We start from the raw sequence: 14,028 nt of genomic DNA, 5'->3' as shown, positions 1-14,028 counted from the left end.
GCCGATCGATGTCTGGTCTGATCGCACTCGAAAACGACCGGCTCGCCCTGCGTCTGAGCACGCAGGGCGGCGCGGTGGTCGACGGCCATACCAGCGACGGTCGGCCGTTCCTGCGCGCAGGTCATGAGCCGGGCGAAGCGTTCGATGTCCTCAAATCCGCATGTTTCCCGTTGGTACCCATAGGCAATCGCGTCGAGGGCAACGGTTTCGATCTCGGCGGCAAACACTACGCCTTCAAACCGAATACCGATGAGCCCTTCTATATTCACGGCGATGGCTGGCTCGGCGCATGGACTGTCGAAGACGCCAGCGATACCGAGTTGCGGCTGTCTTTCGAGCAAACCCAACCGGCCAACGCCCCGCATATCTACAGGGCCGTCCAGACATTCCGTCTGAACGATGCGACGCTGAGCCTCCATTTGGCGGTCGAAAATCGCGGCTCCGAAGCAATGCCGTTCGGCATCGGCTTTCACCCATATTTCCCTCGGACGGCAGGAACCCTGATCACGGCGCCCGCAAGCGCCTGGTGGACCGAGGGGGCGAACCATCTGCCGGTTGCCCGGCAAGCCATTCCCGAAAACGCCGATTTTTCGAAACCTCGAACCTTGCCGCCACACTGGCTGAACAATTGTTTCGAAGGCTGGAACGGCCGCGCCCGCTTCGTGTGGCCGGAAATCGGGATTTCGGCCGAGATCGCGGCCGACCCGATCTTTTCCAGATACATGCTCTATGCGCCTGACAGCGACCGCAGCTTCTTCTGCCTCGAGCCGATGTCGCATGCACCCAACGCGCTGGCCATGGCCGGTCCGGCCGGGCTTCATGTGCTCGCGCCGGGTGAAATCCTGGCGGGTGGCTTTTTTATCACCGTTTCGAACTTCGAGGGCCTCCAATGACAGACCGTCTCGCCGGAAAGAACATCTTCCTGACCGGGGCCGCGCAAGGAATCGGCCTTGCCATCGCCGAGGAATGCCTGAAGGAAGGCGCAAAACTCTTCCTGGTTGATCGCGACGGGCCGATGCTGCGCGACAGTGTCAACAGGTTAGGCGCGCGCGAAGGCATGTTGGCCTATGCCGAAGCCGACATCACCGATGCCGGCGCGATAGAAGCGGCCGTGGCGCAGGCCGGCAAAGCGATCGGGCCGATCAATGCGCTGATCAACAATGCCGGCATCAACGTCTTCAACACGCCGCTGGAAACCACCGACGCCGAATGGCAGCGTTGTTTTGACGTTAACCTCAAGGGTGCCTGGAACTGCTGCAAGGCGGCGCTGCCTGGCATGATCTCGGCTGGCGGCGGCGCGATCCTCAACATCGCCTCGACGCACAGCTTCACCATCATCCCGCACACCTTTCCATATCCGCTGGCCAAGCATGCGTTGCTTGGCATGACCAAGTCGCTGGCGCTGGAATATGCGAGTGCGGGCGTGCGCGTGAATGCGCTGGCGCCGGGCTATGTCGAGACGCAAAAGGCAATCGACTACTGGAACAGCTTCCCCGACCCGGAGAAAGCGCGCGCCGACACCATGGCGCTGCACCCCGGCAAGCGCATCGCCAGCACGCAGGAAATTGCCAAGGCGGCGGTGTTCATGATTTCGGACGAGTGCCCGTTCATGAACGCTGCCTGCCTTGTCGTCGACGGCGGCCTGAGCGTGCTCCAGCACGCCGTCTGATCGCCTCGTTCAGGCGAAGGCCGCGTCATAGGACGCGATGATGCCGCGTGCCTTGTCGCGGACCGTTTGTGCGCTGTCGCCGGGCGCGTAGAGGTTGGTTGCCAGGCCGAAGGTGCTGATGCCGATCTTCCTGTAGTCGGCGAAGGATGTTTCCGAGACCCCGCCGACCACGCCGACGACCGTGTCGGCAGGCAGGATGGTCTTGATGGCGGCGACGCCTGTCGTGCCGAGCACGCCGCCGGGGAAGAACTTCAATGCCGACGCACCGCATTTGACCGCCAAAAGCGCTTCGGTCGGCGTGAAGACGCCGGGCATGGTCAGCATCTTGTGCTCCGACGCGCGCGCGATCACTTCGGGCTCGATGTTGGGGCTGACGACCAGGCGGCCGCCGACATCGGCCAGCCGGTCCACCTGTTCGGCCGAAAGCACGGTGCCGGCGCCGATCACGGCCTTGTCGCCGAAGGTGCCGATGACCCGGCGGATCGAGGTATACGGGTCCCGCGAGTTGAGCGGGATTTCGATGAGGTCGAAACCTTCCTCGATCAGCGTGCCGACGACCGCTTCGGCTTCTTCCGGCTTGATGCCACGCAGGATGGCGACCAGAGACCGCTTCAGCTTCGGCCAGGCGATGTTTGAGGCCATGTCGTTGTTTCCTTCTATGCCCAGATTGATTTCGCGGCCGCGTGAAGGCCGTCGCGGACCGATTGGTCGGCGTCGACATGCCTGACGTTCAGGCCGGTGCGCCGGAGCGCTGCGGTGTAGAGGTCGGCGACCGGACCCGAGGCGACCAGGGTGACATCCGTGTGATCGGCGAAGTTCTGCCTGGCCGCCACTACCTCCGCCCCGATCAGCAGGCCGGAGAGGTGGGCCGCGCCATCCGCCTTGCTCTCGAAATTCAGAAGCTGCGCCGCGCGCACGCCGAAAAGCCCGCCCAGCGAGAGGTCGGCGGCGCATTTGTCCAGCGCCCGGACGAATGCCGGCGTGTCGGCGCTGAACGGGGTCTCGGCGTCGATCGCGAAGGCGAGTGTGGAGTGCTTATTGAGCAGGCTGAAGAGCTCGCCGGTCATGAATGTGGAAAACCGTCTCACCCACCCGTCTTCGAGCACCACCCACTTGCTGTGGGTGCCGGGCATGCACACCAGCCGGCGCTGGGCTGCGTCGGCCAGGCCCAGCAGTTGGGTCTCCTCGCCGCGCATCACTTCGGGCGCCAGCGGGTCGCGCTGGGCGATGCCGGGAAGGATGCGGATGTCGGCAAAACCGTTCGGCACGCTGACGGCGCAAGCCGCGAAATCGGCCAGCCGCGTCGGTGCGTCGACGTAAGGCGCCTCGACCCAGCCTTGGCGCGCGCCGGCCATGCCGCAGATCAGGATGGGCAGGCCCATCGGCGCGTCCATCGCGGCGAGGTGCGCGCGCAGCACCGGTTCGAAGCCTGACGTCACGCAATGCGTCATGCCTTCGCGCCCACGGCTTTCGCCCAGCACGAAGCCATCGCCTGCCACAAGCCAGGCGCGGAAGCTCGTGGTGCCCCAATCAACGATCACGCAGAAGGCTTCTTGCGACGCGTTCATGTTCGCAACTCCCGACATGTCTTTGGAAGGTGCCATCACTGTGTCATCCAGCGCAGCGGCGCCATCACGATCTCAGGGAACAGCACGAGCAGGAACAGCACCACGGTTTCGGCCAGCAGGAACGGCCAGATGCCTTTCATCAGATTGCCCATCCGCATATTCCCGACGCCGCAGACGACGTTGAGCACGGTGCCGACAGGCGGGGTGATCAGGCCGATTGCGTTGTTCATGATGAACAGCACGCCGAAATAGACCGGATCGATGCCCGCCTGCTTGAGCACCGGCACCAGCACCGGCGTCAGGATCAGGATGGTCGGGGCAAAATCGAGCGCCGAGCCTACGATCAGCACCAGAACCATCAGGACCAGGATGAGCAGCGTCTTGTTGTCCATGATCGGCTGCAACAACTCGACCATCTGTGCCGGCATGTTGGCGGCTGCGATCAGCCATGCCGAGACCGAAGCCGCGGCAACCAGGAACATGACAACCGCAGTGGTCTTGGCGGCGTTGAGCATCAGGCCGTAGAGCTGGCTGAGCTTCAGCTCGCGGTTGATGAAGATCCCCACGATCAGCGAATAGGCCGCCGCGACGACCGCAGCTTCGGTCGGGGTGAAGAAGCCGAATTTCAACCCGCCGATGATGATCACCGGCAGCATCAGGCCCCAGAAGCTCTCGATGGTCAGGCGAAGCCGCTCGCCCATCGGCTGCTTTGGCGCGCACTCGATCTTGTCTTTTCGCGCGACATACATCCACGTCAGCATCAGCGACAGCCCCATCAGGATGCCGGGCACAATGCCTGCGATGAAAAGCTTGGTGATCGAGACCTGCGCGGCCACGCCATACAGGATCATGCCGATCGAAGGCGGGATGATGGGCGCGATGATACCGCCGGCGGCAATCAGTCCGCCCGAGCGGTAGGGGTTGTAGCCGGCCTGCCGCATCATCGGCAAAAGCACGGCGGCCAGTGCTGCCGTGTCGGCGACCGCCGAGCCCGACAGCGAGGCCATCACGACGGCGGCGCCAATCGCCACGAAGCCGAGGCCGCCGCGCAGATGGCCGACCCAGGCCATCGCCATGTGGATGATGCGCCGGGTGATGCCGCCGGCGTTCATGAATTCGCCCGCCAGCATGAAGAACGGCACGGCGAGAAGGGGGAAGCTGTTGGCGCCGTCCCACATGTTCTGCACGACGATCTGCGGATCGGTCATGCCCATGTGGAACATCAGAGCGAGGCCGGAGACGATGAGGGCCATCGCGACCGGCATGCCGATCGCCATCGCGGCGAGCAGGGAGACGACAAAGATAAGAATGGTCATTTGCGCGCCGCCTCAACGCTGGAATCGACTTCGTGCATGCCTTCTTCCTCGACCTGGATGAGCTCGTCGTCGCGGACCTTGCCGCGCGCGAAACGAACCAGATTGTGGAGGCACAGGGCCGCCATCAGCGCACCGGTGAAATAGGTGACGCCGTAGACCCAGCTCATCGGCAACTGCATGACGGTGGAAACGGTGGTGGCGTTGATCTCGTGCTGCATGAAGGTGCCGACGAAGATGTAGACGCTGCACACGAAGATCAGGATCTGGGAAATCATCCAGCACAGCCGCCGCCAGAAAATGGGAAGCGCGAGCACGACGGTGTCGACGCCCAAGTGCCGGTTCTCGCGCATCGCCACCACAGCACCAATGAAGGTCAGCCAGATGAACAGGAAGCGCGGCAGCTCCTCGGAGACGTCGATGCCGGTGTTGAAGCCGGCGCGCAAGATGACGTTGCCGAGCACCATCACGAACATGCCGGCCAGGCAGGCCACCATGACGGCTTCAAGCAGTTGAAAAAATCTGTCTACGAGACGCGGCATGGCTCGGACCTCCCGGAATTATCGACACGAAGATGCCGCGGACGTTTCCGCCCGCGGCATCAGTCAGGGTGCGGTTTAGTTGGCTGCGCCTTTGCGCGCCGCGTCGACTGCGGCCGTGAACTCCTGAACGAAGTCGGCGCCGACCGAGGCGGTGTATTTCTCCACCACAGGCTTCACGATTTCACGCATCTTGGCGAGTTCGGCTTCCGGCATCGTGTCGATCTCGATCCCGGTTTCCTTCAGCTGCTCGGTGATCTTGCCGTCGTTTTCGGCGATCAGCTTGGCCTGATAGGCCGAGGCGTCGGCGGCCGCAGTCATGACAGCATTGCGGTCAGCTTCGGCCAGGGCCTCGAACCAGGTCTTCGACGCCACGATCGCCACCGGCGAATAGACGTGGTTGGTCAGCGTGATATATCTCTGCACTTCGTAGATGCGGTTGGCGTAGATGTGGGCCAGCGGGTTTTCCTGGCCGTCCAGCGCTTTGGTCTCGAGCGCCGAGAAGACTTCCGAGAACGACATCGTCACGGCATTGGCGCCGAGCGCCTTCCAGGTGTCGAGCGCTACCGGGTTCTGCATCACGCGCAGCTTGAGGCCGGAAATGTCGTCCACCGACTTGATCGGCTTGACGCTGTTGGTCAGGTTGCGGAAGCCGAATTCGCTCCAGGCAAGACCGGTCAGGCCGATCTCGGACATGCGGTCGAGCATCTTGCGGCCAACAGGTCCGTTCAGCACGGCGCTGGCTTCCTCGCGGTTGGCAAACATGAACGGGAAGTCGAAGATCTGGACTTCCTTGATCTTGCCCGAGAGCGGGGCGACGCCGCCGACATAGAGTTCGAGCGTGCCGCTCTGGGTCGCCTGCAGCATCTTGTCGTCGCCGCCAAGGATGCCGCCGTCGAAGACCTGGATCTCGACGCGGTTTTCGGTCGCCTTGGCGACGTCTTCGGCAAACTTCTTCATGGCCAGAGCCTGGGGATGCTCCGCCGGCATGCCGTGCCCAAGGCGGGCGGCAGTGGCGGGGCCGACAAGACTGGCCAAGCCGACGGCTGCCGCCAATGTGAGTGCGAGCGTTTTAAGGCGCATGGAAAACTCCTCTCTCTTCAAGTTTTTGTTGTTCAGGCTGTGAGCGGGGCGATGGCGTTGCGTTTGCGCCATCTCCGATTGGGTTAACTTGATGGGTTTGCGCGAGTGCGCTTTGAGGCGCGCGACCGTGTGCCGCGCATGGCCTTGCGAGCTGACAAGCCTTCGCTCAGCCGCAAGGAAGGCCCGCGCGATGGGCTGAGGATGCGGATCGCTGAACCAGCGTCCGGACCTTCTTTGGCACTCCACGAAACAAACTCGGCCACGCGCCCTCCCAGGCAAAACTTGGATGCTCTTGACGCCCCAATAACTCCGATTATAAGAGAAAACAAGACTGATTGCCGAGCGACTTGGGGAAACGAAAGCCTGGGCATGCCAGTTCATGGGAAGAGGAGACGGCGCTGGTTCGAACAGCGCATCTGCCGTCAAGGCGGTGGCGTTCGATGCAAGTCAGCGCGATCATGTGACATGGCTTGGCCATTCGAATGACCGACCTCAGGCGTGCTCAACCCATTCGTGTCGCAAGGCACTGACCAACAACGGGATAGACAAAACGTGACACGGAAATTGCGTTCGCAGGCCTGGTTCGGCGGCTTCGGCAAGGATGCCTTCATTCACCGCAGCTGGATGAAGAACAACGGCCTGCCCGACGATGCCTTCGACGGCCGCCCGGTGATCGGCATCTGCAACACCTTCTCTGAGCTCACGCCCTGCAACGCGCATTTTCGCGGGCTGGTCGAGCATGTGAAGGCCGGCATCCTCGAGGCCGGCGGCCTGCCGCTCGAATTCCCTGTTTTCTCCTGCGGTGAATCGAACCTGCGTCCCACCGCGATGCTTTTCCGTAATCTCGCTTCGATGGATGTCGAAGAAGCGATCCGCGGCAATCCGATGGACGGCGTGGTGCTGATGGCCGGTTGCGACAAGACCACGCCATCCCTCGTCATGGGGGCTGCGTCCTGCGACGTTCCGGCGATCGTTGTTTCAGGCGGGCCGATGCTGAATGGCCGCTTCCGCGGCAAGCCGATCGGCTCGGGCACCGATGTCTGGAAATTCTCCGAGGATGTGCGCGCCGGCCTGATGAGCGCCGAGGAATTCGCCGCCGCCGAAAGCGCCATGTCGCGTTCGCCGGGTCATTGCATGACCATGGGCACGGCCTCGACCATGGCGTCGATGGTCGAGTCGCTCGGCCTGGCGCTGCCTGGCAACGCCGCCTATCCGGCGGTCGATGCCCACCGCGCGCGGCTTGCCCGTCTTTCCGGACGGCGCATCGTCGACATGGTCAAGGAAGATCTGCGCCTGTCCGCCATCCTCACCAGGAAGGCGTTCGCCAATGCGATCCGCATCAATGGCGCGATCGGCGGCTCGACCAACGCGGTCGTCCACCTGCTCGCCATTGCCGGGCGGATCGGCGCCGAACTGACGCTCGATGACTGGGACCGCTATGGCCGCGACATTCCGACCATCCTCAACTTGATGCCTTCCGGTAAATTCCTGATGGAGGAATTCTGCTACGCCGGCGGCCTTCCCGCTGTCATGAAGGAAATCGCCGACCTGCTCGACCTCGACGCATTGACGGTCACCGGCAAGACGGTCGGCGACAACATCGCCGGCGCGGAGAATTTCAACGAAGAGGTGATCCTGCCCCGTGACAAGGCGCTGACCCAGCAGGGCGGCATTGCCGTTCTGCGCGGCAACCTCGCGCCCAACGGCGCGATTTTGAAACCTTCCGCCGCGTCGCCGGAACTGATGCGCCATCGCGGCCGCGCCGTGGTGTTCGAAAACATCGAGCACTACAAGGCGCGCGTCGATGACCCCGCGCTCGACATCGACGAGACCTGCGTGATGGTGCTGAAGAACTGTGGCCCCAAGGGGTATCCCGGCATGGCCGAGGTCGGCAACATGGCGCTGCCGCAGAAGCTGCTGGAAAAGGGCGTGCGCGACATGGTCCGCATTTCCGACGCGCGCATGTCGGGCACCGCCTTCGGCACCGTCGTCCTTCACGCCGCACCCGAGGCCGCTGTCGGTGGCCCGCTCGCGCTGGTCGAGGACGGCGACATGATCGAACTCGACGTCGAAAACCGCCGCCTGCATCTCGAGGTCAGCGACGAAGAACTCGCCCGCCGCCGCGAGGGCTGGACTCCGCCCGTGCCTGAGATGCAGGGCGGCTACCAGAGCCTCTATGTCGAGCGTGTCATGCAGGCCGATCGTGGTGCTGACCTCGATTTCCTGGTCGGCTGCCGTGGCCACGACGTGCCGCGCGAAAGCCATTGAGGGAGAAGCCCATGCCTCGTTTCGCTGTCGCCGACATGCACGGCATTCACGCCATCCTCTACGCGCTGTTCGATGACCAGGAGCGGCTCGACCGGGCCGCCATGCGCCGCCAGGTCGAGGTCTGCCTCGAGGTCGGCGTTCACGGCATGGCGGCGCTCGGCCTTGCCACCGAAGTGTCCAAACTGACCGACGCCGAGCGCCGCACGGTGATGGACTGGATCGCCGAGGACACCGGCGGCCGCGTGCCGCTGGCGCTTACCATCTTCGGCGCGTCGGTGGCCGAGCAGATCGCGCAGGTGCGCCACGCCGAAAGCGTCGGCGCCGACTGGCTGATCCTGCAGCCGCCGATGGTCGGCCAGTACGGGGCGGCCGAATACATCCGCTTTTTCGGCCGCGTCGCGGAAGTGACCGATCTGCCCGTCGCCATCCAGAACGCACCGGCCTTCATGGGCCGTGGACTAAGCTCCGCCGAAATCAGCGATCTCGTGCGCCAGCATCCCAATATCCAGCTGGTGAAGGGCGAGGGGCCGGTGGTCGACATCGCCGGGCTTGTCGAGGCAACCGGCGGAAAGCTGCCGATCTTCAACGGGCGCGCCGGGCTCGAAATGCTCGACAATCTGCGCATTGGCTGCCGTGGCCTGATCCTGGCGCCGGATTGCATCGACTACGCGGTCGCCGCCTATGACAGCTTCCAGGCCGGCGACGAGGACGGTGCGCTTACGACCTATCGCCAGATGCTTCCGGCTGTCGTTTCCACCATGCAGGGACTGGAGAACCTGCTGTGCTACGGCAAGCGCCTGTTTGCGCTGCGCAGCGGCTTGGCTGTTCATGATCGTGGCCCAGCACTACGCCCGAATGCCACCGGCCTTGCCATGATCGAGCGTTTTGCCGCCGATCTGGGACCGCTGGCGCGCAGGACGACTGCCGCAGCCTGATGTGGCCGCCAAGTGTCGGCATCTCCTATGGGGTGCCGCTAGTTGAAATGCCGTCGAGGGTATGAATTATGGCACGCGCCGGTGATTTTGCCGGCGCAGTACAGCACGCAGCGCACGTTGCGCCACACAAGGCCGGGATCGGATTCGATGACAAAGCCAAGGCCGATGCCAGAGCGAGGCTTGCCGGCTCAGATCGCCGCCGATATCGGCCGGCGCATCACCCGTGGCGACCTCAAGCCGGGCGACATGCTGCCCAAGGAGCTGGAACTCCTGTCGAGCCTCCAGGTCAGCCGCACGACATTGCGCGAAGCACTCAAGATCCTTTCCACCAAGGGCTTCATCGAGGCCAAGCCGCGCATGGGCACGCGTGTCCTGCCGGCGGACCGGTGGAACACGCTCGATCCCATTGTGTTGTCTTGGCAGGACGATTCCGAAAGCAGCGAGACGCTTGCCGAAGAGCTGTTCGAGATACGACTGTCCATCGAGCCGATGGCGGCCGGGCTGGCGGCGCGCCGCTCGACCGCCGCCGACCGGGCCGGCATTCGCCACGCGTTCGAGGCAATGTCGCGCCGGTATGATGACGAACGGCAGTCGATCGAGGCCGATATCGCCTTTCATCTCCAGATCATCCAGGCGGCGCATAACCGCTTCCTACTTCCTGTTTCTTCGGTGATCCGCGCGGCGCTGACTGTCAGTATCCCCAAGACACTGAGGACGTTCGGTATCGAGCATTCGCTCGACATGCACGAGGCCATCGCGATTGCGATCGAAAACGGCGATGAAGAGGCTGCGGAAGAGGCAGCGCGGAAGCTGATCCAGGACACGTATCAGCGCAACTTCAGGAACTGAAAACACAGCGACACCGATCTGCGCGAACGTGCCTGCAATCTCGTCAACGACTGTGGACCTCGCTTGGTCCCCGCGCAGCAGACGGAGACCGCCAGCGCCGAAAACTTTGGCTATTTAGATTCGACGCCAAGGCGTTTCATCATGGCTTGACCTTACGTTTTCCATAGCCACCGCCTGTCGGCGTGCTGATGGTGATCGCTTCGCCTGGCTGCAGGACCGTCTGGTCGCAGCCGCCAAGCGTTTCGATCTTGCCGTCAACGCGGCGCACGGTGTTTGACCCGCATTCACCTGGCGCTCCACCTTCAAGCCCGAACGGTGGGATGCGACGATGGCCGCTGAGGATCGCAACGTCGAGCGTCTGGGTGGCGCGGATCGTGCGCAGCGTGCCGTCGCCTGCCGAGAATTCGCCCTTTCCGCCTGAGTTCCTGCGGATATGGAAGTCTTCCAGCACCACCGGGAAACGTGTCTCCAGAATCTCCGGATCGGTCAGCCGCGAATTGGTCATGTGGGTGTGAACGGCATCGGCCCCGTTGAACCCCGGACCCGCCGGCGCACCGGAGCAAATCGTCTCGTAATACTGATACTCGTCATTGCCAAAGGTCAGGTTGTTCATTGTCCCTTGCGCGGCCGCCATCGCACCAGTCGCGCCAAACAGGCAGTTCGTCACCGCCTGGCTGACCTCGACATTGCCTGCGACCACAGCGGCCGGATAGCGCGGCGACAGCATCGAGCCCGCCGGAACGATCAGCCGGATCGGACGCAGGCAACCCGCGTTCATCGGGATATCGCCAGCAACCAGTACACGGAACACATAGAGCACGGCGGCACGCGTTACCGGTTCGGGCGCGTTGAAATTGTCACCGCGCTGATCCGAGGTCCCGGTGAAGTCGACCGTGGCCTCGCGCTTTTGCCGATCGATGGTGATTTTCACCTCGATCCTGCAGCCCTGGTCCATCTCATAGCTGAAAGAGCCGTCCGGCAACCGGTCGAGCACCAGCCGCACACTTTCAGCGGCATTGTCCTGGACATGCCCCATATAGGCTTCGACAACATCCTCGCCGAACTGGGCGAGCATCTTGTTCAGTTCAGCGACACCCTTTTCGTTGGCCGCGACCTGCGCCTTCAGGTCGTTGATGTTCTGGATGACGTTGCGCACCGGATATGTGCCACCGGTCAGCAGGTCCGAAAGTTCCTTTTCGCGGAAGATCCCCCGGTCCAGCAGCTTGAAATTGTCGATATAGACGCCTTCCTGCTCGATCGTGGTCGCGAGTGGCGACATAGAACCAGGCGCGATACCGCCAATATCGGCATGATGGCCGCGGCTGGCGACCCAGAAGCGGATTGTCTTGCCGTCCGAGTTGAACACCGGCGTGCAGACGGTGAGATCGGGCAGATGCGTGCCGCCATTATACGGAGCGTTCAGCAGGAACACATCGCCGGGATGGATGACCGGGTTTTCGCGGATCGCAGTTGCGATCGAGGCATCCATGGATCCGAGATGCACCGGCATATGCGGCGCATTGGCGACAAGATTGCCGCTGGCGTCAAAGACCGCGCAGGAAAAGTCGAGGCGTTCCTTGATGTTGACCGAATAGGCGGTGTTCTGAAGGGTCACGCCCATCTGCTCGGCAATCGACATGAAGAGATTGTTGAAAATCTCGAGCATGACGGGGTCGGCCGCCGTTCCGATCGCCGTGGTCACGGGAAGCGGCACGATACGCTGCAGGACGATGTGATCTCGTGCGGTCAGCTGTGCTTGCCAGCCATCCTCGATGACGATGGTCTGGTTGCTTTCGATGATGATCGCCGGACCGGTGACACGGTTGCCCACAGCCATTTCCGAACGCAGCACGACACCCGCATCGTGGAATGCGCCTTGTGAGAAGAAGCGTGTTCGGCGTGCCGGGGTGATCTCGTTCTCATTTGCGATGCTCTGCGAGACATCGACCTCCGCACCGCTGCCGCCGACCGCCTCTACCTCGACAGCCTCGATGACCAGCGCCTTGGTTGCGTCGACGAAGCCGAAGCGGCTCTTGTGAAGCTGTTCAAATTCGGCACGCAGGCGCTCCGGCGTATCGAGGTTCGGGAATGTCGCCTCGACGGCGATTGCCGTATCGGTGCCGGCATAGCGGATATGGGCGCGCAAAAAGGTCGTCGCAGCGCTTTCGGCAATGCCCTGCGCGGCGAGATTGGCAAGGCAATCGCGCTGCAATTCCAGCCCCAGATCAAGCAAGGCCCTTGGCGCGGCCGCATCGAGGTCGACGCCCAGCGCCTTCTGGCGGGTGGCCCTGATGTCGGCTAGCCCCATACCATAGGCCGATAGCAGGCCCGACATAGGGTGCAGCAGAATGCTCTTCATGCCAAGTGCGTCGGCAACGAGACAGGCGTGCTGGCCGCCGGCGCCACCGAAGCAGTTGAGGGCATAACGCGTTACGTCATAACCGCGCTGGACGGAGATCTTCTTGATCGCCTCGACCATGTTGGCGACCGCGATCCTGATGAAACCATCCGCAACGTCTTCCGGCGTGCGCCCATCGCCAAGCTCTTCGGCAACCTGCGAAAAATGCGTGCGAACCGTCTCAACATCGAGGCGCTCGTTCTGCTGCGGTCCGAAAAGGGCCGGGAAATAGTCGGGGATAAGTTTGCCGACCATGACGTTGGCATCGGTCACGGCAAGCGGACCGCCATTGCGGTAGCATGCGGGGCCGGGATTTGCACCCGCGGAATCAGGGCCTACCCGGAAGCGGCCACCATCGGCATGCAAAATCGAGCCGCCGCCCGCCGCAACCGTATGAATCAGCATCATCGGTGCACGCACCCGCACGCCCGCGACCTGTGTTTCAAATGCGCGTTCATATTCGCCATCGAAATGGGCAACGTCAGTTGAGGTGCCACCCATGTCGAAGCCGATGACCTTTGGGAAACCAGCGGATGCGCCGGTGCGCGCAAGACCGACGACACCACCGGCAGGACCCGACAAAATGGCATCCTTGCCCTGGAACAGATTGGCAGCGGTCAGGCCGCCTGACGACATCATGAACATCACGCGCGCGCCAGTGCGCTCCACGTCGAGTTCGCGCGACACCTGTGCCACGTAGCGCGACAGGACCGGCGACAGATAGGCGTCGACGACTGTCGTGTCGCCGCGGCCAACGAATTTGACGAGCGGCGAAACCTCATGGCTGACGGAGACCTGGGAAAAGCCGATCTCGCGGGCCACACGGGCCAGAATCTCTTCATGCTGGGGAAACTTGTAGGCGTGCATCAAGACGATGGCGATACAGTCATAGCCTTGATCGCGCAGGCTTTTCAGCGCGGCGAGGGCGGCTTTTTCATCAAGCGCGGTTTCCACGCGACCATCGGCCAGGATACGCTCGTCCATCTCGACGACAGTGTCGTACAGCGCTTCCGGCTTCAGGATTTTGGAAGCGAAGATGTCCTTGCGCTCCTGGTATCCGATGCGCAACGCATCGCGGAAACCTCGCGTGGTGACCAATGCCAGCCGCTCGCCCTTGCGCTCAAGCAGCGCGTTGGTCGCAACTGTCGTGCCCATGCGGACTTCGTGGATCAGCCCCGCCGGAATGGGGTCGCCGGCCTCGAGGCCGAGATGCAGACGGATGCCATGCACGGCCGCGTCACGATAGGCGTCCGGATTCTCCGACAGGACCTTGCGGGCATGCAGCTTGCCCTGCGGATCCTTGCCGATGACATCAGTGAACGTGCCACCGCGGTCGATCCAGAAGTCCCACGATCCATTTTGTCCGTTCATACCCGATATCCCGAATTTCTGCCGCCTAAAGAGGC

Annotated in this window: 11 protein-coding genes; 5 read left to right on the top strand and 6 right to left on the bottom strand. The window is 62.9% G+C overall.

Annotated elements, in window-relative coordinates; all coding sequences use genetic code 11:
* The first annotated feature begins 8 nt into the window (after positions 1-8).
* Positions 9-893: an aldose 1-epimerase gene (locus AC1RTB_RS14980; protein ID WP_492881199.1), complete on the top strand. Its 885-nt coding sequence runs from the start codon at positions 9-11 to the stop codon at positions 891-893.
* Entirely contained in the window at positions 890-1,669 is a 780-nt protein-coding gene (locus AC1RTB_RS14975; protein WP_492881200.1) for an SDR family oxidoreductase, read from the top strand. Before AC1RTB_RS14980 ends, AC1RTB_RS14975 begins: the two co-directional genes overlap by 4 nt.
* 9 nt (positions 1,670-1,678) lie before the next feature.
* Here the strand turns inward: AC1RTB_RS14975 and AC1RTB_RS14970 are convergent, their stop codons facing one another.
* The 5 genes from AC1RTB_RS14970 to AC1RTB_RS14950 all read right to left on the bottom strand — a co-directional run bounded on the left by AC1RTB_RS14970 (position 1,679) and on the right by AC1RTB_RS14950 (position 6,172).
* Positions 1,679-2,311, bottom strand: coding sequence for a 2-dehydro-3-deoxy-6-phosphogalactonate aldolase (locus AC1RTB_RS14970; RefSeq protein WP_492881201.1), 633 nt, complete (start codon positions 2,309-2,311; stop codon positions 1,679-1,681).
* Between the two features lie 14 nt (positions 2,312-2,325).
* A complete protein-coding gene (locus AC1RTB_RS14965; protein WP_492881202.1) occupies positions 2,326-3,237 on the bottom strand; it encodes a 2-dehydro-3-deoxygalactonokinase in 912 nt (303 codons plus the stop codon).
* Between the two features lie 35 nt (positions 3,238-3,272).
* The gene (locus AC1RTB_RS14960) at positions 3,273-4,553 is read right to left on the bottom strand and encodes a TRAP transporter large permease (RefSeq protein WP_492881203.1); all 1,281 of its coding nucleotides are present in this window, start codon (positions 4,551-4,553) and stop codon (positions 3,273-3,275) included.
* Positions 4,550-5,092 (bottom strand): TRAP transporter small permease, encoded by a 543-nt coding sequence (locus AC1RTB_RS14955; RefSeq protein ID WP_492881204.1) that lies wholly within the window; start codon positions 5,090-5,092, stop codon positions 4,550-4,552. The genes AC1RTB_RS14960 and AC1RTB_RS14955 overlap by 4 nt, the downstream gene beginning before the upstream one ends.
* Before the next feature lie 75 nt (positions 5,093-5,167).
* The gene (locus AC1RTB_RS14950; protein ID WP_492881205.1) at positions 5,168-6,172 is read right to left on the bottom strand and encodes a TRAP transporter substrate-binding protein; all 1,005 of its coding nucleotides are present in this window, start codon (positions 6,170-6,172) and stop codon (positions 5,168-5,170) included.
* 552 nt (positions 6,173-6,724) lie between these two features.
* Here AC1RTB_RS14950 and araD point away from each other — a divergent pair.
* From araD to AC1RTB_RS14935, 3 genes are all read left to right on the top strand, one after another.
* Positions 6,725-8,440: an L-arabinonate dehydratase gene (gene araD, locus AC1RTB_RS14945; protein WP_492881206.1), complete on the top strand. Its 1,716-nt coding sequence runs from the start codon at positions 6,725-6,727 to the stop codon at positions 8,438-8,440.
* Positions 8,441-8,451: 11 nt separating this feature from the next.
* Positions 8,452-9,375 (top strand): dihydrodipicolinate synthase family protein, encoded by a 924-nt coding sequence (locus AC1RTB_RS14940; protein WP_492881207.1) that lies wholly within the window; start codon positions 8,452-8,454, stop codon positions 9,373-9,375.
* A gap of 147 nt (positions 9,376-9,522) precedes the next feature.
* A complete protein-coding gene (locus AC1RTB_RS14935; protein WP_492881208.1) occupies positions 9,523-10,224 on the top strand; it encodes a FadR/GntR family transcriptional regulator in 702 nt (233 codons plus the stop codon).
* Positions 10,225-10,363: 139 nt separating this feature from the next.
* Here the strand turns inward: AC1RTB_RS14935 and AC1RTB_RS14930 are convergent, their stop codons facing one another.
* A complete protein-coding gene (locus tag AC1RTB_RS14930) occupies positions 10,364-13,993 on the bottom strand; it encodes a hydantoinase B/oxoprolinase family protein (RefSeq protein WP_492881209.1) in 3,630 nt (1,209 codons plus the stop codon).
* Between the last annotated feature and the right edge of the window lie 35 nt (positions 13,994-14,028).

Source organism: Aminobacter sp. GW821-FHT11F06 (assembly GCF_058808215.1).
Note: the sequence above shows the minus strand (reverse complement) of the source record. Positions and strands in the feature narration are given on the sequence as shown.